This is a genomic window from Nonomuraea sp. SYSU D8015, from assembly GCF_008065375.1.
Taxonomy (GTDB): domain Bacteria; phylum Actinomycetota; class Actinomycetes; order Streptosporangiales; family Streptosporangiaceae; genus Nonomuraea.
The window spans coordinates 1-22,893 of the sequence record NZ_VJYI01000026.1 but is presented as its reverse complement, the minus strand read 5'-3'; the positions used below and the strand labels follow the sequence as shown (position 1 = coordinate 22,893).

Sequence of the window (22,893 nt, the reverse complement as noted above, 5' to 3'; positions counted from 1 at the left end):
TCAGACCCTGTCGAGCGCGAGGTTGAGTTCGAGCACGTTGACCGCAGGCTCGCCCATGAAGCCGAGCGCCCGGCCGGTGGTGTGCTCGGCGATCAACGCTCTCACCTGCTCGACCGCAAGGCCGCGCTCTCTGGCCACGCGGGGCGCCTGGAGCTCGGCGTAGGCGGCGGAGATGTCGGGGTCGAGGCCTGAGCCGCTGGCCGTGACCGCGTCGGCCGGTACGGAGGGGGTGCCCGCGTTGCCCCGGATCGGGACGGTTCTGCCGGCTGCGTAGTCCTCGCCGGGCTTGGCGCACTCCACCTTGAGTCCTTCATATGTCGGCATGAAGGGGGTGGCAGGGCATGCCTGGTTGACGCTGACAGCCCGGTCCGGGAACACCTTCAGCACTGCGCCGACCCCGTCTGGAGCGCAGTACGGGCGGGCGCCGCTGACCCCTTCGAGCTCCCCGACCGCCTTGGACCGGGCGCATACCCGGGTGAGCAGCGACTGCTTGCCTTCCTTGGCCGCCTCGTCGGCGCCGTTCGGGTCCGGCAGCGTGTCGATGACGTCCTCGGGACCGAGGTTGCCGGCCGCCGTGGACGTCGGGTCGTAGCCGTCGCCGGCCGCGGACGGGCGGGACTGGAAGTATCTCCTCATCGGGTTGCCGTTCGCGTCGGTGAAGGACTGGCCGATGAGCGCGCTGCCGACGACCTTGCCGTCCTTCTCGATCAGCGAGCCGTTGGCCTTGTCGTTGAGCAGTGCCTGGGCCACGCCGGTGGCGACCAGGGGATAGATGACGCCGGTGACCACCGTGAGCACGAGCAGCGCCCGAAGCGCGGCCACGTGCTGGCGGACCCAGCTGGGCATGCGGTCCATTTATGACATCCCCGGAAGGAACTGAATCAGCAGATCGATGAGCTTGATACCGGCGAAGGGGACGACGATCCCGCCCAGGCCGTAGACGTACAGGTTGCGCGAGAGCAACTTGGAGGCGCTGGAAGGCCGGTAGCGCACACCTCGGAGCGCGAGCGGGATCAGCGCGATGATGATCAGCGCGTTGAAGACGACCGCGGACAGGATGGCCGACTGCGGGCTGGCCAGGCGCATGAGGTTCAGCGCGTCCAGGCCCGGATAGACCGCCGCGAACATCGCCGGGATGATCGCGAAATACTTGGCGATGTCGTTCGCGATCGAGAACGTCGTCAGCGCGCCCCGCGTAATGAGCAGCTGCTTTCCGATCTCGACGATCTCGATGAGCTTGGTCGGGTTGGAGTCCAGGTCCACCATGTTCCCGGCCTCCTTGGCCGCCGACGTGCCGGTGTTCATCGCCACGCCGACATCCGATTGGGCCAACGCGGGAGCGTCGTTGGTGCCGTCGCCGGTCATCGCGACCAGCCGGCCGCCCTCCTGCTCCTTCTTGATCAGAGCTAGCTTGTCCTCCGGCGTGGCCTCGGCCAGGAAGTCGTCCACCCCGGCCTCGTCGGCGATCGCACGGGCGGTCAGCGGGTTGTCGCCAGTGATCATGACGGTGCGGATGCCCATGCGGCGCATCTCGTCGAAGCGCTCCCGCATGCCGGCCTTGACCACGTCCTTGAGGTGGATCACGCCGAGCACGCGACCCTTCTCGGCCACGACCAGCGGGGTGCCGCCGGAGCCCGAGATGCCGTCCACCATATGGCCGACCTCGTCGGTGGGGTGGCCGCCGTGGTCGCGCACCCACTTCATCACCGCGGTCGCCGCACCCTTCCGGACCTCGCGACCGTCCAGGTTCACCCCGGACATGCGGGTCTGAGCGGTGAAAGCCACCCACTCGGCATGGGCCAGCTCGCCCGGCTGACGCTCGCGCAACCCGTAGGCCTTCTTGGCATAGACGACGATCGAGCGGCCCTCGGGGGTCTCGTCGGCCAGGCTCGACAATTGGGCGGCCTCGGCCAGTTCCCGCTCGCTCACCCCGTCGACCGGGACGAACTCGGACGCCTGCCGGTTGCCGAGCGTGATGGTGCCGGTCTTGTCCAGCAGCAACGTGGACACATCGCCGGCCGCCTCGACCGCGCGGCCGCTCATCGCCAGGACGTTGCGCTGCACCAGGCGGTCCATGCCGGCGATGCCGATGGCCGACAGCAGCGCGCCGATCGTGGTCGGGATCAGGCAGACGATCAGCGACACCAGCACGATGCCGGACACGCCGTCGGCGGTCAATGCCAGCGAGTCGCCCACACCGGGGTTGATGGACTTGGAGTAAATGGCCAGCGGCTGCATCGTGGCCGTGGCGACCAGAAAGATGATCGTCAGCGCCGCGAGCAGGATGTTGAGCGCGATCTCGTTGGGGGTCTTCTGCCGATCGGCGCCCTCCACCAGGGCGATCATGCGGTCGATGAAGCTCTCGCCCGGCTTCTGCGTGATCTGGACGATGATCTTGTCGGACAGCACCTTGGTTCCGCCGGTCACCGCGGAGCGGTCGCCGCCGGACTCCCGGATCACCGGCGCCGACTCGCCGGTGATGGCCGACTCGTCCACGCTCGCGATGCCCTCGATCACCTCGCCGTCCCCGGGAATGATCTCCCCGGCCTCGACGATCACGACGTCGCCCTGCTGGAGCTCCGACGCGCCGATCACGTCCCACTGCGTGTGCTGGTCGCGGCTCTTGAGCCGGCGGGCGGTGGTGTCGCGCTTGGCCGCACGCAACGTGGCCGCCTGCGCCTTTCCCCGCCCCTCGGCCACCGCCTCGGCCAGGTTCGCGAACACGACCGTCAGCCACAGCCACACCACGATCGCCCAGGCGAAGAACGACGGGTCGGCGACGGCCAGCACCGTGGTGAAAGCGGCGCCGACCTCGACGATGAACATCACCGGGTTGCGCCACAGCGTCGCGGGGTTGAGCTTGCGCAGCGCGTCCGGCAGCGACCGGATCATCTGCTTGGGGTCGAGCAGGCCGCCGCCCACCCGGCCGTTCTCGTCCTTGGGCGCCGGCGTCTGGCTCGGCGACTCCAGTACTTGGATCGACATGGGTCAGAGAAGTCCTTCTGCGAGCGGTCCGAGCGCCAGCGCCGGCAGGAACGTGAGCGCGACCAGGATGATCGTCACGCCGACCACCATGCCGACGAACTGCGGCCGATACGTGGGCAGCGTGCCGACGGAGGCGGGCACCGGTGCCTGCTGGGCCAGCGATCCGGCCAGGGCCAGGGCCAGAACGATCGGCAGGAAACGGCCGAAGGCCATGCACAACCCGAGTGTCGTGTTGTGGAAGGGGGTGTTCACACTGACGCCGGCGAAGGCGGAGCCGTTGTTGTTGGACGCGCTGGTGTAGGCGTACAGGATCTCCGACAGGCCGTGCGGACCGCTGTTCGACATCGCCGCGCGGCCGGTCTCGGTCGCCATCGCCACGGCTGTGCCGACCAGCACCAGCACCGGGGTGACCAGGAAGTACAGCGAGGCCAGCTTGATCTCGCGGGCGCCGACCTTCTTGCCCAGGTATTCGGGCGTGCGGCCGACCATCAGGCCCGCCACGAACACCGTGATCATCGCGAGGATCAGCATGCCGTACAGGCCCGAGCCGACGCCGCCTGGGGCCACCTCGCCGAGCAGCATGTTGAAGATCAACATACCCCCGCCGAGCGCGGTGTAGGAGTCGTGGAAGGAGTTCACCGACCCGGTGCTCGTGAGCGTGGTGGCGGAGGCGAACATGCCTGAGTTCGACACCCCGAAGCGCGTCTCGCGGCCCTCCATCGCCTGCCCGATGGCCTGCGGCACGGTGCCGCCCGCGGACAGTTCCGCCCATTGGGTGACGCCGAGGCTGATCAGGGCGATGATCGCCATCACGCTCACGATCGCGTAGCCCTGCCGGTTGTCACCGACCATCCGGCCGAACGTGCGCGGCAGGCTGAAGGCGATCACCAGCAGGAGGAAGATCTCGAGCCAGTTCGTCCATGAGGTGGGGTTCTCGAACGGGTGGGCCGAGTTGACGTTGAAGATGCCGCCGCCGTTCGTGCCCAGGTCCTTGATGGCCTCCTGCGAGGCCGCGGCGGCCGGGGTGAACGTCTGCTCGCCCCCCGCGAGCGTCGTCCACGTGAAGTGGTCGCCGAAGGTCTGGATGGCGCCGCCGGCCACCAGCAGCAGCGCCGCGACGAGCGAGATCGGCAGCAGGATGCGGATGGTGCCGCGGACCAGGTCCACCCAGAAGTTGCCGAGGGTGTCGGTCTTGGTGCGGGCGAAGCCGCGCACCAGGGCGATCGCCACGGCCATGCCGACGGCGGCCGAGACGAAGTTCTGCACCGCCAGGCCCGCGGTCTGCACCAGATGGCCCATCGTGGACTCGCCGGAGTAGGCCTGCCAGTTGGTGTTGGTAACGAAGCTGACCGCGGTGTTCCAGGCCAGTGCCGGTTCCACCGGCTTCATCCCCAGAGACAGGAACAGGTGGTTCTGCAGCCGCTGCAGGCCGTACAGGAACAGGACCGAGACCAGCGAGAACGCCAGCACGCCACGTGCGTAGACGCCCCAGCGCTGCTCGCCGTCCGGATCGACACCGAGCAGCCGGTAGATCACCCGCTCCACCCGCGAATGCGTGGTGCCGGTGTAGACCCGGAACATGTAGTCGCCCAGCGGCTTGTAACTGATGGCCAGGGCCAGCAGCAGGGACGCGACGAACAGGGCCCCGGCCATCAGAACCGCTCCGGGAACAGCAGCGCCGCCACCATGAAGACCACCAGGCCGGCGACCACGACGAGACCGACGGCATTGACGGCGCTCAAAGCCGCTCCACCGCCTTGACGACCCACCCCAGAACCACGAAGACCGCGATCGTCAGGGCGACGAAGACGACGTCAGTCATCCTCACTCCTTGATCTGGACATGCCTGTTTCGGCCGCACCTATCCGGCGGCTCAAAACCAGCAAATCTCAGCCTTTTGGGAGCCTTGGTCGTTCTTGACGGCATTCATACGGCCGAAGCCTGAATATTGATGCGATTTCTACGCACCCTCGGGGGCGGCCACGCTGGTCGCGCAGGCCAGCCACCACCCGCCGCTGGACCTGGCGGCGCGCGGTGGTGAAGGCCGGGATCAACGCGATGTGCGGGCAGGGCGGGTTGAGCTGGACGGCCTGGCTGGTGACGGCCACGCTCACGCTCGAGGGGCAAAGATCTCAGCAAGCACGACATCGAGTGGGTCTTCATCAAATTGCCTGACATGCCGCAGGTGGTTGGGCGCGGCCTGCTGGAAGCGGTTCACCGAGGGCCGCCCTGCCCCTGGATCAGGAGTTCTGGGCGTCTGACCGGCGCGTGAGCCCGGTCAGCGGCGGCGCGCACAGGCGGCCGCCGCCCGGACCAGATGCCGGTCGGACCTGATCAGTGCCCTGTGTGGGTGGGGATGCTGAGGTTCACCTGACTCTCGGTACCGGGTTTGACGATCACGAATTGCCCCATCATGCCCGAGTCCTCGTGGCGGAGGATGTGGCAGTGGTACATGTACGGCGAGGCAGGGTCGGTGAAGTCGCCGAACTGGACCGCGAGCCGCACGACGCTCTTGGCGGGCACGTAGACGGTGTCCTTGTAGCCGGTGGCGTAGGCGGGCGGCGGGGAGCCGTCCGTCTCCAGCACCTGGAAGGCGACCTCGTGAATGTGGAAGTTGTGGGAGTAGACGTTGTTCTCGATCTCCCAGATCTCGATGGCGCCGGCGGGCACGACCTCGTCGATGCGCGCCATGTCCATCTCCTTGCCGTTGATGGCGTCGTGGCCGCTGAGCCTGAAGCGCCGTACCTTGGCGCCGGCGGGCGCGGTGATGGGAGTCAGAGGGGCCAGGCGGGCAGGGACGTCAGGAGTCGGCTTGAGGTCCTTGGCGGCGATGAGCTTCAGCAGGTCGAAGTCGCCCTCGCCGATGTCGACGCCGTTGTCGACGCTGCGCAGGACCACCTGCTCGCCGGGTGCGAAGGCCACGATGATCTCCGCGCGCTCGCCGGGGGTGAGTGAGAACTCCTCGACCTCGACCGGGGCGCCGAGCAGGCCGCCGTCGTTGGCGATGACGTGGAAGCGGCGCTTGTCGGCGAAGGTCAGGTTGTACATCCGCGCGTTCGAGCCGTTGAGCACCCGGAACCGCACCCGCTCGGTCGTCACGGTCAGGTGGGGGTTGTAGGTGCCGTTGACGAGGATGTGGTCGCCGAGGATGCCGAAGGTGCCCTTCAGCGGGTCGCCGTCGAAGGAGCCGTCGGGGGCGAACTTCTTGTCCTGCAGGATCAGCGGGAAGTCGTCGACGCCGTACTCGGCGGGGAGATCGAGATCGAGGTCGTCGTCGAGGATGAACATCCCGGCCAGGCCGCGGTAGACGTGTCGAGCCGTCGTGCCATGGGGATGCGGGTGATACCACGAGGTGGCCGCGGGCTGGTCGATGGTCCAGCGCGGCGTCCAGGCGGTGCCTGGCTGGATGGGCTGGTGCGGGCCGCCGTCCATCCGGGCCGGCAGGCGCATGCCGTGCCAGTGCACGGTGCTGACCTCCGGTAACCCGTTGCGTACGGCCATGTGGACCTTGTCGCCGCGGCCGGCGCGCAGGGTCGGGCCGAGGAAGGCTCCGTTGAAACCCCAGGTGGGCGTCTGCTTGCCGGCGAGGATTTGCGTCCGGCCCGCCTGCATGGACAGGTCGAAGCGTCGTACGCCGTCCTTGCTCAGCTCGGGGTGAAGAAGCGGGGGCACCCGCAGCGGATTGGCGAAGTCGAGTGCGGCCGCCGGAGACGAAGACCTCGCCTCGGAACCGGATCCACAGGCCGCTGCCAAGCCGGACAGGGCGGCGACCGTGAGGAACTTACGTCGATGCACGATGGAGTCCTGACGATACGTCCATGACGCCATTTCCGCCTTGGTGATGCGGGCATGCGGCGTCATGGAGATGCTGAAACTGATGTGATATTAGTGGATAATCTGGAACGGAACTTATTGCCAGGCTTGAGGCATGACCGTCATGGCACCCGTTCGCGCAGAACCGGACCTGTCGTTCCTGCTGGACCACGCCAGCCGCGTCCTGAGGCCCCAGATGGCCGCCGCGCTCGCCGAGATCGGTGACATGGACAAGACCACGATGGTGGTGACCGTCGACGCACTGGAGAGGGCGGGCCTGACCGAGCGCCGCCCCTTCAGCACGGACCGAAGGGCACGGATCGTCGCGGTCACCGAGAGGGGCGCGCAAGAGCCGGGGGATCGTCGACGGCGTGCACAGGGCCGTGCTGGAGGCGCTGCCGGAGGATGAGCGCCGAGGTTCCTGCGGGCCATGCGGCGCCTGGTGACCGGGCATCTGGCCACCTCCGCGGAAGCGCCGAAGGGCGTCCGGAGGTCTCGGCAGAGCACATGAGCGGCCAGGCGGAGGCCGGACGGCGGGAGGAGGGCCGAGCGCGGCGGTCCGGCGTCACCCGAGATCGAAGACCGCCTTCCCCCTCACGCGCCGGCCGCGCAGCGCGGCGGCTGCCTCGGCGAAGCGTTCCCAGGAGCCGCGCCAGCCGATCTCGGGCGCCAGAGTGCCGTCGGCCGTGAGCCGCACCAACTCGGCCAGGTCGTCGGCGGCCCTGAACTCGTTGACGTACGAGGTGAGCGTCTTGGGCGGCCCGACGGTCGCATACGGCGGGAAAACGGCCGGCTCGCCCGAGGTCCATCCGACGGACTGAAGGCTCCCGCCGGGGGCGAGCAACTCCCAGGCCCTGACCAGGTGAGGCCCGCCGACTGTCTCCACGACGATGTCGACGGGCTCCTTGACATCGTCCAGCCCCACGACCACCTCATCGGCGCCAAGACCGGCCAGGCCGTCACCCCGCCCGGGGGAGCCGGCCGAGGCGATGACGTACGCCCCCGCGTGGGCGGCGAGCCGCACCGCACACCGTCCCACGCCGCCCGAGGCGCCGGTCACCAGCACACGCTTGCCGGGCGCGATGCCGGCGGCGCGCAGCGAGCGAAGCGCGGCCAGGCCCGCCGTCGGCAGTGCGGCCGCCTCGGCCAGCCCGACACCCTCCGGGACCTCGGCCACCGCCGACACATCGACCGCCACTCGCTCCGCGAACGCGCCGTCCGCGAAGAGCACGACATGAGTGCCGGCGACGGGGCCGGAACCGTCCGCCGTCCCCCGCAGGACGATCCCGGCCGCGTCGAGCCCCAGGGGCGCCCCGGCCGGGATGCGTCCGGAGATCGCGTTGTTGAGGTCGGCGTAGTTGAGCGAGGCGTGCATCACGTCAACGAGCACCTGCCCAGGCCCGGCGACCGGGTCGGCGATCTCGCCGAAGGCGATGCTCGCGGGGGCGGACCGGTCGGCTATGAGGGCGCGCGTGGACATCGACATCTCCTGTGCGTGGAAGGCCGGACAACAAGTAAGACCTTAGCAGATAGTTCCGTAAAGGATTATCTGCTGCGCAATATTTTTGTCTGCTGGCCGCCCTCCTCTCGCACCCTGACGGCCTGCGCATGCACGAACTCGCCGATGCCCTGCTCGTCACCCGCAGCGGCGTGACGCGCCTCATCGACCGCCTGGCCGACACGCCCCAGAGGTTGACAACGGTTGTGGCCTTCGTCTGCCGCGGAGCCGAAACCGGGAGGCCTGTCCTTGCCGTCGCCCTTTGGGCCGGCGGGCCGCCGCTTGGACTTGCGTGCTGAAACCGATCGGTTTACCGTGGTGGAAACTGGTCGGTTTCTCGCCGTGGAGGCGAATCCGAAAACGAGACCCACTAGGGGGACCGGATGACTACCCTGCGCGACGCCGAGCGGCAACCGCCCGATCCGAAGCTGCCGGCGAAGCTGGCTGCGCACCCGTCGGTGCAGGCCGTACTCGCCCGGCGCAAGGCCGGTGACGTCGCAAGCCCGCCGGCGGTGATCGACGCGGCCTGGCTGCGCGAGCTATGCCTGGCGGCCGGTGCGGACGACGCGGCCGCGGTCAGCCTGGACCACCCCGACCTGGCGGGCGAGCGCGAGCACGCGTTGGCGGCCTTGCCCGGCACCCGCACGCTGATCGCGATGGCGTTCCGGATGAACCGCGACAACTGCCGCTCTCCGGCCCGCAGCGTGGCCAATCAGGAGTTCCATCAGACCGACGAGCAGGCCAATCACGCCGCCCGCAGCGTCACCCAAGCGCTGCAGGACGCCGGCTACCGCGCGCTCAATCCGTCGGTCGGTTTCCCTCAGGAGATGGACCGCTACCCCGGCCGGATCTGGGTGGTGGCGCACAAGACCGTCGCGGTGGCCGCGGGGCTCGGCGTGATGGGCCTGCACCGCAACGTCATCCACCCCAAATTCGGCAACTTCGTGCTACTGGCCACCGTCCTGGTGGACGCACAGGTGAGCGAGTACGGGCAGGCGTTGGACTACACCCCCTGCATCGACTGCAAGCTCTGCGTCGCCGCCTGCCCGGTCGGCGCCATCAGCAAGGACGGAGACTTCGACTTCTTCGCCTGCACCACGCATAACTACCGTGAGTTCATGAGCGGGTTCACCGACTGGGCGCAGACCGTGGCCGACAGCCAGGACGCCGCCGACTACCGCTCCCGGGTCACCGATTCCGAGAGCGCCTCGATGTGGCAGAGCCTGTCCTCTCCCCCCGGCTACAAGTCCGGCTATTGCCTGGCCGTCTGCCCCGGCGGCGAGGACGTCCTGGGCCCGTACCTGGAGGACCGCAAGACCTTCATGGACACCGTGCTGCGACCGCTCCAGGACAAGGAGGAAACCCTCTACGTCCTGCCGGGCTCACACGCGCAGGAATACGCCCAGCGCCGTTTCCCTCACAAGCCCGTCAAAGAAGTCACCGGCGGCTGGCAGCCCCCGGCCAAACGCCCCGCATCCTCCTGACCCGGTGCACTCCCGGCCGCGCCCGTACTCGGTCGCGGACGCCCGCGCTGTTGTCGGCGAACACGGGAGCCTGCTCGTACTGCAGGAGGTGGTCTTCGGTGTACGACGCCTCGGGGTTCTGTGCTCGCGCTCGCCAAGCACGCCTCGCCTCATCCGGCCCGGTGCCCGACTCATCCGATGGTGTTACGAGCGCTGGAGTGCCGGGTGTGCCGAACACGGCAAGGAGGGCGAGCGCACCGATCCCGCGTGGTACGGCCGCAAGGGGCTGCACCGCATCCCCGCCGAGACGAAGCCTGAGAAGACCGCCGTCCCGGCCTAGCAGAACGCAACTCACCCCGGACGAGGCCATGGTGCGGAGTGGTCCGGGTGTCCGCTCGGCTGTGCGCGGCGTCGGATACCACCGCGGCACACCCTGGAAACCGATCGGTTTTCATTTCGCCGGAATGGAGTTAACCTCGCAGTATGACCACCGAAGTGAGGCTAAGTCCCCGAGAGCGGCTGCTGGAGGCGGCGGCCACGCTCACCTACCGAAACGGTGTCGGCATCGGCATCGAGGCGCTGTGCAAGGCGGCGGGGGTGTCGAAGCGCTCCATGTACCAGCTGTTCGAGAGCAAGGACGAATTGCTGGCAGCGAGCCTGGAGGAGCGCTCGGCTGCCTTCGTGGCGAAGCTCTTGCCTGCGGCGGACGATGGCCGTTCACCCCGTGAGCGCATCCTGCACGTCTTCGAGCAGGTGGAGTTGCAGGCGGGTGCGCCCGAGTTCCGAGGCTGCCAGTACCTCGCTGTGCAGATCGAGCTCAAGGACCAGAGCCACCCTGCGAGCCAGGTGGCACGCCGGGTCAAGGGGAACCTGCTGGCCTTTTTCCGTGCCGAGGCCGAGCAAGGTGGGGCGAGCGACCCGGACCTGCTGGCCCGGCAGCTCAGCGTGGTCTTCGACGGCGCCAGCGCCCGTGCGGGGATCGGAGCCGACAACCTGACAGGGCTCATCGCGCCCACCGTGGTCACCCTGCTCGATGCGGCAGGCATGCGCTGACGCATCACCTTTTCCAGCAGGCTCGGTGACTGATGTGCTCTCCGATGGCCGGCACCGTTTGCCGGCCGTCTTACCCAAAAAGGTTCCTCCCGGTCGACCGGGAGGAAGTAGGCAGGGATCCGGCCGCCGGGTCCCACTGTTGCGTAGAGGTCGGGCGGTAGGCCAGTGACCGTGGCGCGCGCGCCGCCCTGTTCGTTGCCTACGCCGCGGCGATGGTCGCCGTCACGCCGCTGACCGACCTGTAGGGCGCGCGCACCCCTGGGAGAGCAGGACCAGCTGCAGATCGCGCCCGGCTTCCAATCAATGAGTACTCGCGGGCATGACAGCGCTCCGCCCGGCCTTCGCCGAGATCCCATGGGCGGCCGCGAAGCTCCCGCGCGGTACGGCGCAAAGCTCGTGGGTGGATGCGTCTGGCCCCGGCGACGGTCGAACGCTGGCCTTTTGCTGGTGGGTCAACGTGAACGACGGGTGACGCGGCTGGATCTGTTTCCTGCTTGAGCTTGCACCCGGGAAACCGGTCGGTTTACAGTGAGGGAAACCGATCGGTTTTTTCACTCAGCTAAGGAGTCCAGGATGGCGGCAAATCGGCCGGTGGCACTCGTGACGGGTGCGTCATCCGGCATCGGAAAAGCGGCCGCGCTCGCGCTGGCGGAAGCGGGCTTCGACGTGGTCGGCACAAGCCGTGACACCTCACGCATCACCCCGCTCGACGGTGTGACCTTCCTCGACCTCGACGTGGCCAGTGACAAGTCCGTCACCGCCGCGGTCCAGCGGGTGATCGAGCGGTTCGGGCGGATCGACGTGCTGGTCAACAACGCCGGCATGGGCGCGATCGGTGCCGTTGAGGAAAGCTCCGTCGCGCAGGCCCAGGACCTCTTCAACGTCAACGTCTTCGGTGTGATGCGCATGACGAAGGCCGTCCTGCCCCATATGCGCGCTCAAGGACGCGGGCGCATCATCAACCTCTCCTCCGTGGTCGGCTTCCTCCCCTCGCCTTACATGGCCGCCTACGCCGCCTCCAAGCATGCGATCGAGGGGTACTCCGAGTCCCTGGACCACGAGGTCCGCGAGCACGGCGTCCGGGCGCTTCTCGTCGAACCCGCCTACACCAGCACCGGATTCGAGGCCAACAGCCCGCGGCCCGACACGCCCCTGCAGGTCTACGCGGACCAGCGGCGCGCCTTCGACCGCATGATGGAGACAGCGATCAAGGACGGCGACGACCCCGCCATCGTCGCCAAGGTGATCGTCGAGGCGGCGACCGACCCGAAGCCGAAGCTGCGTTACACCGCAGGGTCCCTGGCCGGACGCGCAAGCACACTGCGCCGCATCGCGCCTGCCCGGGTCTTCGACAAGCAGATCCGCAAGCTCAACCAGCTCGCCGGCTGACGCCTGCCCGCCACAAGGAGTCAGTGATATGCCCAGCCAAGAGGCGCGTCCCACGGTTCACATTCCGGGGACCACCAGCCACACCATCGCCCCGCGCGGAAGGCTCCACAGCCATGAGGGAACGCTGCGTTACCTCAAAGCGGGCACGGGTGCTCTCCTGGTCCTGCTGCACACCGTGCGAACGCAGGCCGAGCACTTCCGCGTCCTCATCCCATTGATCTCGCGCCAGTACACCGTGTACGCCCTGGATCTCCCGGGGATGGGCTACTCCGAGATCGTGCCTGGTGCGTCGTACCAGGAACCGGCGATGCGCGCGGGCGTCGAACGGCTCCTCACCGAACTCGACCTCCATGACGTGACGTTGGTCGGGGAGTCCATGGGGGCGGTGCTCGCCCTGACCACCGCAGCCGATCTGCCGGAGCGGGTACGGCGCGTCGTTGCGGTGAACACGTACGATTTTCGCGGCGGAATCGCCCGGTCCGGTCTCCTCGCCCGTGTGGTGGTCGGCGGTGTTCTCACTCCGGGGGTGGGCCCGGTGGTCGCCGGGGTGGAGCCCAAGGCCATCCTCCGCAGGATCCTGCAGGGCGGCCTGGTCGACAAGACCGCTTTGCGGGCGGACTACGTGGACGAGCTCCTCCAGGTGGGGAGCCGGCCCGGCTACCCGGCCGTCGCACGGGCCGTGTACCAGAGCCTGCCCAGTCTCATCGCGGCCCGCGCGCGCTACTCCGCGGTCAAGGCCCCCGTTCACCTCGTCTACGGGGAGAAGGACTGGTCCCGGTGGTCGGACCGGGAGGCCAACAAGGAGCTGCTGCCTGCCGCCGATTTCACGCAGGTGCCGGGAGCGGGCCACTTCATCGCGCTCGAGAGGCCGGAGGTCGTGGCCGACCTGCTGGCCTCGGTGGCTTGAGTTATCGGCCAGAGCAGCGCTCTTGGCATCAGGAGTGCGCCATGCCCCCATTCGGGTGTGGTGCGTGAGGGAGACCGGCCCCCACATCGCGTGAAGGCGTCGCGGCAGGCAAATGAGAAGCACCTGACGGAGGTGCGGATCGAATTCGATGTTCCGGCGGAGATTCGTGACGGCACCGTGCTGCGCGCGGATGTCTACCGGCCCGGCGGGACGGGACCGTGACCGGCATGTGCGGCGGCAGCTATTTCGGCAACACCCAGTGGATGGCCGCGATGTCGAAGCCGCCGGAGCAGAAGTGCTCTGCCCTTGATTGGATTCGGCCGCTCCGACAAGCCGGTCGACCGGGCCGCGTACACCTACCAGTCTCACGTCGCCTGGACCGGCGCCTGGCTGGACCAGCTCGACTCACGGACATCACTCAGTTCGGTCAGGACTGGGGCGGGTTCATCTTCCTCGTGCACGTCGGCCGCACGCCCGACCGGTTTGCGGCCATGGTCGCCGCCAACACCGGCCTGGCCGCCCCGGATGTCGCGCCGGTCACGGCCCGGCCCTGCTGGAACGCGTTGCATGAGGAAACCGATCGGTTTATAGTGAGTGGAAACCGATCGGTTTCTCATGTGGAGGCGTGTCGTGACAGCAATCAAGGGCGCCAACGTCTTCGTCGCCGGAGGCGGCCGGGGTATCGGCAAGGCGCTGGCCGACGACACCACACACGCTGGGTCAAGTCACAGCGGTCCGCTGAGCTGGAAGCCATGTACGCCCAGCTGAAGAAGTATGTGAGGCGGCGGCCGGAGTCCGAGCTTATGAGGGGAAGAACTCCTACAACTGGTGCGCATGGGGGGTCATCAAGTCGCGGACCACGGTCGAAGTCAATGTCGATGGGGTAAAGACAAAGGTGTGGGTGAAGTACCTGGCCAAATTCCACCTCATCATCCACACCTACACAGGCAATATGGACAACGACTCGGCCAGGGATTACGCGGGGCTGAAGAGCCGTCAGTTCAAAGCCTGGTTCTATTTGAGTGGCATCGATCGGGACGGAAGTGCGGGTCCCGGAGAAGCGGTGGCCAAGACGTTCCCGTTCAGTCTCGGGCTGGCCTTCAAGCCGTCCGGGTGCTCGGTCTCCCCGACCGGCCTCAACGGGTTTATCTATAAGGGGCTTGAGCAGTGGGAGCGGGACAGCGGGGGCGCGGGCTACACCTTTACCTCCGACCCGGCCCAGTTCAGCGGTGCTGACAAGGTCGGTTACTGCAAGCTGCAGCCCCAGTTCCATGTTACCGAGGCGGTCGCCGACCCCTACTCCTGCCTGGCGAACGAGAACCCCGTTTTCCGGTGTGACAGTTCGCCGAAAATCAAGACCGCCAAGGGCGGATGCGTCGTGTGGAAGGACGCGCGGCCGGCGTTCCAGCTCAGCAAGAGCGCGCAGGTGAAGTTGCCCAACGGCACGGTCATCACCAATCCCGTCCGGGAGTCCGCCCAGCACATCTGGGACGCATGGAACAACCCGGCGGCGACGGAACCTCTGAATCCCGGTAAGAAGATCCCGGGATTCGACATGAAGCATCCGCTGGAGCGGAACACCGACACCAGCAAGAAGGGGCTTGGCGGGGAACAGGAAGGTGGCCATCAAGCAGTGCGACCTTTCCTTCGGCGATCCTCGCCCCAGGCCGCCCGGAAAGCGGTACACGAAGAAGTTGAAGGATGCGGCCGGGAACGTAATCACGCGCTCCTGCGATGAATTCCCCTTCGCGGCCAGCCACCAGGGTGCGTCCAAGGCGGGCACCAACTATTCCGCACGCCCGATCCTGGCCACCGACAACTGCACGTCCGGGTCGTGGCTGGGCTGGTGGTTCGAGCGGAATCGGGTTCTGGAGAAGCAGAAGTTCACAGTCACGGTCCTGGACACGCAGGACCCAGGATTGAGCGGCAGCTATCCGCCGCCTGTCGAGACATGCGCCCCCGACGAGAGTTTCGTGCCTGACTCAGAAGCACCATGATCACGAAGTAGTCTGCGGAAAATCGGTGGCGGGCGGCCGGGCGAGCCGTCCGCCACCGGCGTCCGTGTACCCACCGACCACACCAATGTGGAGCTGTCACAATGACCGATGACCATCAGCCTCCCGGTTCGTTCATGACCCACCCCTTGTGCCTGACCTGGTGCGATGGCATCGACGTCGAGGAAGCGCTGCTCCGGATCGGCGGTCTTCCCCAGACGATCACCCGTCGCGATTTCCCCGAGACGGTCGCGACGGCCTATGACGTGCTTCCGCACCATTCTGGTTCTGCTCTTTCAGGAAAACTGGGCCAGTGGACCCTCATCGTCGAACCCAACGGGTTCCAAGGCTCACGCCTGCCGGTGCTGGCCGATCTGTCGAGCGAGGGCCAGGCCATGAGCGTTTTCTGGAACGTAAACGGCGACGCTCAGATCGCCTACGCCGAACGCAGGCGCATCATCGCCGTCATCGACCCGTTCGACCCGGAGGAAGGGCACGGGGACGAGGGATTCCTCCAGCATTGGGAAAGCGTCGCCGAGCTGGACGAGGACTGGCGGGTTGGCGCGCTGAGGCTGGCGGAGACCATCGTGGGGCAACGCCTCGGCGCGGACTGGTTCAGCGAGCCTCGGCTCAGCGCGATCGTCCAGGCGCCTCCGGATCCCGGCGACACCGGAGCCGATGACGAGCGGGACGCGTACATGCGGGAGCAGCGCGCCCTTCTGGCCGAGGACCCGCGATTGGCGTCGCTGGCCGAGAACGCTACACGGGAGAGACTCAGGGACATGGCCGCATACGCCGCGGAGCTGGTGGGCGACCGCGCGGGGTTGCCGAGCCCGTTGGTCGAAGAGACTCTCGCAGCGTTGAGAGCGCAGGGGGAGGCGGCTCAACGGGTGAGGGCGCGATTGGAAGATATCGAACGCGATCTCCTCGCCCAGGCTGCGGCCGTGCGCAATTCCGAACCCGCGCAGCCGGGTTCGCCCGCTCATCGGCTGGTCGTCGAGAGCCGCGCGGTCAGGGTCATGGCCGCGGCCCTGAACGAGAACCCAGCGACAGCGCTTTGGGAAGCCTTGTGGTACGCCGAGATGCTCCAGTTGGACGGCCCGGACCGCATCCGCCTCCATGTCCTGCGAGCCGGTTACGACGAGATCGAACGGCAAGAGTGAGGCGAGGCCTGAGCGCCGCATCCGCAGGGGGAGTCGGCTCTGTCAGCCGAAAGAATGCCGCATCTCATATCGACGACTTCGGTGATGTCGAGCTGCCGGAGGTCGCCGACGCCGTCCCGGTCCTACGGTCCTGACCGTCGTGCTGGTTCCTGGAGATCCTGGATGGCCCCGAATGGCGGGTGACCTGTAGTGAACGGCGCCAAGATCATCCCGCATATCTCCGTGATCATGGTCCTACCGCTGCATACGGGTGCCCTCGGCGGCCTACCAAGAGCCTGACAAGCAAAAGACCTGCGGTTCAGAAATCGCAGGTCAGAGGCCAAAATGCCTGGTGGAGAAGAGTGCCCCCGGCAGTGTGCTGGTTCAGGACATAGGAAACCCATGTCGCAAGACATGGGAAACTTCAGCGGGGTGTGTCTCGGGACGTAGGCAACTGCCGCGATCATGAGCCTGGGCGGTGTGTCCAGGGCCAGAGTTGTCATCACCGCAGTTGTCGTCGAGGGCCGGTCCCAGGCAGAGGTCGCCCGCTCCTATGGAGTGTCCAAGGGCTGGGTGTCCAAGCTGGTGGCCCGCTATCGGGCCGAGGGCGAGGCGGCGTTCGAGCCCCGGTCCCGGCGGCCGCACACCTCACCGGCCGAGATCGACGCCGACACCGTCGAGTTGATCGTCCGGCTCCGCAAGGAACTCGCCGATCAGGGCCTGGACGCTGGTCCCGATACCATCGCCTGGCACCTGCGACAGCACCATCGGCGGACGGTGCCGTGAGCCACGATCAGCCGCTACCTGACCCGGCATGGCCTGGTGGCGCCCGAGCCGAAGAAACGGCCACGCTCGTCCTCCATCCGCTTTGAGGCGGCGCTGCCGAACGAGACCCGGCAGGCCGACTTCACCCACTACCGGCTGGCCGACGGCAGCGAGGCGGAGATCCTGTCCTGGCTGGACGACCACTCCCGCTACGCGCTGCTCGTCACCTGCCGGCGTCGCATCACCGGCCCGATCGTGCGCGAGGCCTTCCGCCAGGCCGTCACCCTGCATGGCGTGCCCGCCTCCACGCTGACCGACAACGGCATGGTCTTCACCACCCGCCTGGCCGGCGGCCGCGGCGGCCGCAACGCCTTCGAACACGAACTACGCCGCCTGCACGTGCGGCAGAAGAACTCCACCCCCAACCACCCCACCACCTGCGGGAAGGTCGAGCGCTTCCAGCAGACGATGAAGAACTGGCTGCGCGCCCAGCCCGACCAGCCGGTCACCCTCGCCGGCTTGCAGGCGCTCATCGATCGCTTCCGCGACGCTTACAACCACCGTCGCCCGCACCGATCCCTGCCGCACCGCGCCACCCCGGCAGCCGTCTACCAGGCCCTGCCCAAGGCCCTGCCCGCCGGCAGCCGCGACGCCGACACTCACACCCGTGTGCGCCACGACCGCATCGACCCCTCCGGCGTCGTCACCCTGCGCCTGGGCGGCCGGCTGCACCACATCGGCGTGGGACGAACCCACGCCCGAACCCACGTCATTCTGCTGGTGGACGACCTGCACGTCCGCGTCGTCAACGCCGTCACCGGAGAGCTTCTGCGCGAGCTGATCATCGACCCCACCCGCGACTACCAGCCTCAGGCAAAGCCCACAACGCCGAAACCCCCGAACCCGTAGGTTCGAGGGTTTCCGATGTCCTGAGACATCACAGAGTGCCCCCGGCAGGATTCGAACCTGCGGCACCGCTTTAGGAGAGCGCGGATCAAACTGTATGTTCACCTAGTTTGAACTGGAGTAATGCCTTGGAAGGCTCTCGCGGCTCGCTTGATCATCCCGCGTATGCCCCGCGCGTGTTGAGCCATCACCACATCATGTCCTGCGCGGCTGCTCGTCGAGGGTGGGAATTTGTTGGCTGAGCAAGGCTTGCTGCAGGTAACGGGCTCGTTGCGTTGAATCTGTAAGACTATCGGCGATACGTCGTACACGGCCCTGGACGTCGGCGCGCAGCCACATGACAGTCTCCCGGTTGTCACCAACGGCTTCCAGCACCTCTGCAGCATGGTGGAGGACCTCTTCCGTACGTAGCGCGGGTAGGTCTCCCATCCGCCGAAGAACGTCGACGGCATCTCTGGCCAAGGCTGCGGCGGCCTCAGTCTCGCCACGCAGATGACGGATCCTGCTGACTAGGGACAGTGCCGCGATCTCACTCCGGATCATGCCTGTTCGCCGGGTCTCTTTGATGGTGGCTTCGGCCAGTTCCAGCGCCTGGTCCAGGAGGACTGGATCGGTGTCGCCAAGCAGAAGTAGCACCTCGGCGTAGAGGTTACGGACGATGGGGACGAGGTTGAGCAGCCAGGTTTGCTCGGTTTCCCGCCATGCCTCCGCAAGCATCGGCTGACAGGCGTGCCTGCGGGCTGCGTCGAGTGCCATCAGCCTAGCGAGGAGGGCGCTGTTGTAGGCGTGCCAGCCGCTGAGCCCGCCGCGAGTCTCCTCGAAGGAAAGAGCTTCCCGCAGGGTGTTCTCCGCCGCGTCTGCATCCCCCATGGCTGAGTACAACTGAGCAAGGTAGTTGAGCGCGATAGGGAGCTCCGCATTGAGCGGATCCACGCGGAGGTGTTCCACACATGAGGTGAGGTGTACCAGTGCCGTCCCAAAATCCCCCGCATCGAAGAGATTCACCCCTAACTGCATGTCGGTAAGATTGCGGGCGTGGCGAAGGACGGGATCGGACAAGTTGCGTAGCCGGGGGTCGGTCTCGTAGAGCCGTTGGGCTTCCCGGAGCACCGTAAGGCCACCGATCAAATCGCGCTTTGGCAGCTGACGTCCGTACTCGGCGAGGGCGACGAAGAGTGCTAGAGCATCATCAGCGTCTCGGGCAAGTTCCACCGCTAGCTTTAGCCTGTCCAGTGAAGGCACTAGTCCCTGGGTGTGTAGGAGGACTTTGCCATGAAGCATGACCGTGCGGGCCGTCAGAGCAGGGTCGCCGCAGCGGCGAGCCGCCTCCTCTGCCTGTGCAGCTAGACCTTCCAGGTCGTCGCCCTTGGGACGCCGCCGTGCCTGCCAGTGGATCTCGGTGAGGTTGAGGAGGAGCTCTACAGCCTGCGCCATCAGAGAGTCCCGGTGAGAGGCTCGCTCTGGCAGACGCTCGATCTCGTGGACCGCGAAGCGACAGAGTGTCTCCGCCTCCGCAAAGGACAGACCATTGACTGCCACATCCTTGGCCAGTCTAAGGTGCTCAGCTCCAGAGGCTGGATGCGGGGCGCCCGAACGGAAGTGGCGGACGCAATCGAGCCGGGCTTCCAAAGGAAGCTCATTGCCGAGTGCCATTAGCCCTTCGGCGATCCGTGTATGACGTTGCCGACGCCGGCCGGGGCTCTGCTCTGCATACAGCTCCTTCTGAAGAAGAAGATTGTTGAACTGATAGCAGTCGGCAGAAGGCGCCCAGTCGGGATTCGGCGCCGCTGTGATAAACCCACTCTCCCGCGAGAGCCAATGAAGCCTGTCCTGGACCTCCTGTTCCTCTAGATTGGCCGCTCGGGCAACAAGCGGAGCTAGGAACGTAGATCCCTGGGTAGCCGCCACGACCAGCAATTCCCGGTCAGAGGTCTCCAGGCTTGCCAACGGCTGCCGAACCGCTCGCCGCAAGGCGTCTGGCAGTGGGCCGTCGAGCCCGCCATCGGTACCGATCAATGGCAGGAACTGAGCGACATAGGCAGGTCGCCCACCGGTGAGCTGGCTTAGCCAGGCCGAAATCGACGGGGCGATATCCTGGCCATGGTAGAGGCGCACGAGTTCCGCCACGGCGTCGTCCGGCAGACCGCCGAGGGTGACCTGCTCCAGGCGCCCCCGCAGTTGCCACCGGTCGAGGAACTCCCTGACAGTTGCTCCTTCGGCTGGTGGACCGTTGTCCTGATCCGTTTCATGAACCAGCACAACGCCCACCGGATGGCCCCAGAACTGCTCGATGAAATGGTCAAAGACAAGTAGGCTACTGGGGTCGATCCACTGCACATCATCGACTATCACCAATGTCGGCCCAGATTTCACCAGAGCATCCACCAATGCCGACGCAAGACCATGGGCGAGGCTTTGCCGGTACGGCAGCAAACTGTCCCCCTGCACAGAACCGGAGTTAATGGCCGCCTGGGTGATCTGCGCCGCGGCTGCAAGGGCTGGACCCACTATAGGCAGAGACCCTACGAGCTCCGGTAGATGCTGCACAGTCGCATACTTGATGCGCCGGGCGGCCCTCGGCGGATGAAGAGCATTGAAGATATCCATCACTGGCCCGTAGGCATTGGCCTCACCGACAAATGCCTGACACCTAGCACGAATCACCCGGAGAGCCGGTTCCGCGGTGCGTAACTGTGTAAGATGTGCGACTTCATCCAGGAGGGCGGACTTACCAATCCCGAGTGGACCTTCAACTACAAGAGCACGGCTTTGCCCTCGGCAGACGTCTTCCGTCAGCTCCATCAGTGTGTCCACGTGTTCCACCCGGTCGACAAAGGCGATGCTTCTCATATGTCCTCCATACGTCGACCAGAGTCCACTGTGCAAGGTCTGCTGTTGAGTGCCCGTGACGGCGCCGTTAAGCGGAGTGGAGGGCACCCTCGGTTTCGTCTGGTGCCGGTGCAGCCAGCAGCCGACACGCAGCCAGCAGGAGGCACCTACGTAAGGTAACCCCCAACGTCACACCCTCTAGTGGACGTTCCGCTCTGATGTGCTTCGAAGATCTTGTCTCGGTATACCGAATCTGGCCGGAAGTCGCCGAATCCTGCCGTTTCATCTACAATCCGTGCCCAACATCTTGATCAGCTGGAGACTGCGAGGAGGCGATGTCGCAGATCAGCAGGCCAGACTGGCGCGACAGCAGATTGGGTGCCCGAATCCGCGTTGTCTTGTGGCTTCATGACGAGGTCGGCGAGGGGCGCCCGTTCAGAAGGCAGCAACTCCGCAATGAGGTCTGGGGTGTGGCGCAGGTAGACCGAGGGATGCGGGATCTGCGGTCGGCTGGATGTATCACGACCTACCGCGACATGGTCAGCCCGGGTCCCGATGAATTATTTCTGGAGAAGGTTGGGGTCCATGTCTGGAAGCCGGGACGACGGTCCGCTGTGATGCGGGCGATCTGGAAAGGTGCGTCACGAGGTCATGGGTCGCGATCATCACTGCTACCGACGCTGCGGTATAGAGGCGGGGAAGAGTATCCCGACGACCCTGGCAGCAGTGCTCCGCTGACCATCGGACACGCCAGCCCTTGCAAGCACAGATACATGACCCGGCTCGGAGATCTTGTTACCGAGCGTGCGTGCTGTAGCGAAACTGCCAAGTATCTTACTGGTTTGCGGTTTTCTGCCGATCCGGCATGGAGCCGGATTCACTGGGCGTCTATAAAAGGAATTAGGCCCCTTTGTGGATCATGGAAGATCGGCGCTCTATGTCATCTGATTGGCGAATGTGGATGCATTTCTGACCAATGCTCGCGACGGCACTTCCGTAAGTCGACATGGATGACTCATCATAGGATTTCCGGAAATTTGAGGAGTTCGTCATGACCTACCTGCAGCTCCCTCTCGAAGGCTCCGCTGCTGATCAGGAACTTGATGTGATTGCCGCTGAGATACAAACGTTAGATCCGCAAGGGGAGCGCATGGCGGGTGCAATTCGCCGCACTATCGATATGCTGCTTGACGGTCAGCACACAGGGCGTTACCGGTGGAGGGATCTACATAAGACTGAAAAGACTCACTGCGGCACCCTTGTGGAGATAAATCTTCAGCGAGAGTTCAATTTTAATGATGGTGTCAGGCTCGATTACTTAATCAACGGCATTGAGGTGGACTGCAAATACTCTCAGAGGCTCGGTGGCTGGATGATCCCCCCCGAGGCAGTCGGACATTTGCTTCTCGTTGTATGGGCGAGCGATGATGATGGACAGTGGAGCGCGGGATTGGTCCGGGCGCGGGAGGAGAATTTGCGTAGCACGAGTAACAGAGACCTGAAGCGCTACTTGAACGACGAAGGGAAAGCCGCGATTCGGTGGCTCTTCGATCACAAGCCGCTCCCTGAGAACGTCCTCTTGCATATGCCTCAGGAAGATGTCGAGGCGATTTTTAGATGCGGTACGCCCGGCCACAGGTGCATTCGACACGGGTCCAAGAGAGTCGATGAGCTCTTCCGCCGTGCTCAGGGGCGTTTGGTCAGCCGGAACGTCGTAGCCACCGTTGCGCAGCAAGAGGACTATATGAAGCGGATCCGTGGTAATGGAGGAGCCCGTTCGAAGTTACGGCCTGAGGGGATTGTGATCTTTGGACAGTACGAATCTCATGGTCGTCTAGCCCGGCAACTCGGTCTCCCCGTTCCCGGTCCAGGTGAGTCGTTAAGCATAAGGCTGGCGCGCCGTCGTGCTCATCACACCGGAGCGCCAGCCATCACGCTTGAGGGGCAGGAGTGGGTTGTCGCCCTGCCCACTGACCAACCTGAGAAAGCCCCCTTGCTTCCAGAGACGAAGAAGACAGACCTTGAGGAGCCCCGCGTTCTCCGGACAGCTTCCTGATGATCACTTCATGCTGCGAGCTGCTGGCTCAGGTACTCGTTGTGGACCTCAAGCGGAGTCCGGTACCCGTTTGCGGAATGAAGCCTGCGCCGA

The 22,893-nt window shown here is 66.0% G+C and carries 18 protein-coding genes, 1 tRNA gene and 1 pseudogene; 12 read left to right on the top strand and 8 right to left on the bottom strand.

Going from position 1 to position 22,893, the window contains the following annotated elements; genetic code table 11:
- The 5 genes from ID574_RS49535 to ID574_RS49510 form a co-directional block, all read right to left on the bottom strand.
- Positions 1-855, bottom strand: a complete 855-nt coding sequence (locus tag ID574_RS49535; protein ID WP_188196051.1) for a potassium-transporting ATPase subunit C — start codon at positions 853-855, stop codon at positions 1-3.
- The gene (kdpB, locus tag ID574_RS49530) at positions 856-2,985 is read right to left on the bottom strand and encodes a potassium-transporting ATPase subunit KdpB (protein ID WP_188196050.1); all 2,130 of its coding nucleotides are present in this window, start codon (positions 2,983-2,985) and stop codon (positions 856-858) included.
- Between the two features lie 3 nt (positions 2,986-2,988).
- A complete protein-coding gene (gene kdpA / locus ID574_RS49525) occupies positions 2,989-4,638 on the bottom strand; it encodes a potassium-transporting ATPase subunit KdpA (protein WP_188196049.1) in 1,650 nt (549 codons plus the stop codon).
- Positions 4,638-4,727 carry a K(+)-transporting ATPase subunit F gene (kdpF, locus tag ID574_RS49520; protein WP_188196048.1) on the bottom strand — a complete coding sequence of 30 codons (90 nt, stop codon included), beginning with the start codon at positions 4,725-4,727 and terminating at the stop codon, positions 4,638-4,640. The genes kdpA and kdpF overlap by 1 nt, the downstream gene beginning before the upstream one ends.
- Positions 4,728-5,319: 592 nt before the next feature.
- Positions 5,320-6,780 carry a multicopper oxidase family protein gene (locus tag ID574_RS49510; RefSeq protein WP_223167883.1) on the bottom strand — a complete coding sequence of 487 codons (1,461 nt, stop codon included), beginning with the start codon at positions 6,778-6,780 and terminating at the stop codon, positions 5,320-5,322.
- A gap of 133 nt (positions 6,781-6,913) precedes the next feature.
- On the opposite strand from ID574_RS49510, the gene ID574_RS49505 reads away from it, so the two are divergent.
- Positions 6,914-7,207, top strand: coding sequence for a winged helix DNA-binding protein (locus tag ID574_RS49505; RefSeq protein WP_223167882.1), 294 nt, complete (start codon positions 6,914-6,916; stop codon positions 7,205-7,207).
- A 156-nt stretch (positions 7,208-7,363) separates the two neighbouring features.
- Here ID574_RS49505 and ID574_RS49500 read toward each other — a convergent pair whose 3' ends face one another.
- Complete coding sequence (locus ID574_RS49500; protein WP_188196046.1) at positions 7,364-8,278, bottom strand: zinc-binding dehydrogenase; 915 nt, start codon at positions 8,276-8,278, stop codon at positions 7,364-7,366.
- 74 nt (positions 8,279-8,352) lie between these two features.
- Between ID574_RS49500 and ID574_RS49495 the strand changes: the two are divergent.
- The 10 genes and pseudogenes from ID574_RS49495 to ID574_RS49455 all read left to right on the top strand — a co-directional run.
- Positions 8,353-8,595, top strand: a pseudogene (locus ID574_RS49495) (MarR family transcriptional regulator); the annotation flags it as partial.
- Between the two features lie 84 nt (positions 8,596-8,679).
- Positions 8,680-9,780, top strand: a complete 1,101-nt coding sequence (locus ID574_RS49490; protein ID WP_188196045.1) for a 4Fe-4S binding protein — start codon at positions 8,680-8,682, stop codon at positions 9,778-9,780.
- Positions 9,781-10,242: 462 nt separating this feature from the next.
- Positions 10,243-10,812, top strand: coding sequence for a TetR/AcrR family transcriptional regulator (locus ID574_RS49485; RefSeq protein WP_188196044.1), 570 nt, complete (start codon positions 10,243-10,245; stop codon positions 10,810-10,812).
- 573 nt (positions 10,813-11,385) lie between these two features.
- Positions 11,386-12,201 carry an oxidoreductase gene (locus ID574_RS49480; protein ID WP_188196043.1) on the top strand — a complete coding sequence of 272 codons (816 nt, stop codon included), beginning with the start codon at positions 11,386-11,388 and terminating at the stop codon, positions 12,199-12,201.
- 28 nt (positions 12,202-12,229) lie between these two features.
- A complete protein-coding gene (locus ID574_RS49475; RefSeq protein ID WP_188196042.1) occupies positions 12,230-13,108 on the top strand; it encodes an alpha/beta fold hydrolase in 879 nt (292 codons plus the stop codon).
- Positions 13,109-14,009: 901 nt separating this feature from the next.
- Entirely contained in the window at positions 14,010-14,846 is an 837-nt protein-coding gene (locus ID574_RS49470; RefSeq protein ID WP_188196041.1) for a hypothetical protein, read from the top strand.
- Complete coding sequence (locus ID574_RS63170) at positions 14,728-15,105, top strand: NucA/NucB deoxyribonuclease domain-containing protein (RefSeq protein ID WP_223167881.1); 378 nt, start codon at positions 14,728-14,730, stop codon at positions 15,103-15,105. The genes ID574_RS49470 and ID574_RS63170 overlap by 119 nt, the downstream gene beginning before the upstream one ends.
- 101 nt (positions 15,106-15,206) lie before the next feature.
- The gene (locus tag ID574_RS49460) at positions 15,207-16,265 is read left to right on the top strand and encodes a DUF6461 domain-containing protein (RefSeq protein WP_188196039.1); all 1,059 of its coding nucleotides are present in this window, start codon (positions 15,207-15,209) and stop codon (positions 16,263-16,265) included.
- A gap of 459 nt (positions 16,266-16,724) precedes the next feature.
- A complete protein-coding gene (locus ID574_RS60945) occupies positions 16,725-17,030 on the top strand; it encodes a helix-turn-helix domain-containing protein (protein WP_223167880.1) in 306 nt (101 codons plus the stop codon).
- A 36-nt stretch (positions 17,031-17,066) separates the two neighbouring features.
- Positions 17,067-17,918: an integrase core domain-containing protein gene (locus ID574_RS49455; RefSeq protein ID WP_223167879.1), complete on the top strand. Its 852-nt coding sequence runs from the start codon at positions 17,067-17,069 to the stop codon at positions 17,916-17,918.
- A 39-nt stretch (positions 17,919-17,957) separates the two neighbouring features.
- On the opposite strand, the gene ID574_RS49450 is transcribed toward ID574_RS49455, so the two are convergent.
- Both ID574_RS49450 and ID574_RS49445 read right to left on the bottom strand, forming a co-directional pair.
- A tRNA-Arg gene (locus ID574_RS49450) sits at positions 17,958-18,032 on the bottom strand.
- A 78-nt stretch (positions 18,033-18,110) separates the two neighbouring features.
- A complete protein-coding gene (locus tag ID574_RS49445) occupies positions 18,111-20,765 on the bottom strand; it encodes an ATP-binding protein (RefSeq protein ID WP_188196038.1) in 2,655 nt (884 codons plus the stop codon).
- Between the two features lie 1,030 nt (positions 20,766-21,795).
- Here ID574_RS49445 and ID574_RS49440 point away from each other — a divergent pair.
- On the top strand, positions 21,796-22,800 hold the full coding sequence (locus ID574_RS49440; RefSeq protein WP_188196037.1) for a NaeI family type II restriction endonuclease: 1,005 nt from the start codon (positions 21,796-21,798) through the stop codon (positions 22,798-22,800).
- The last annotated feature ends 93 nt before the right edge of the window (positions 22,801-22,893 follow it).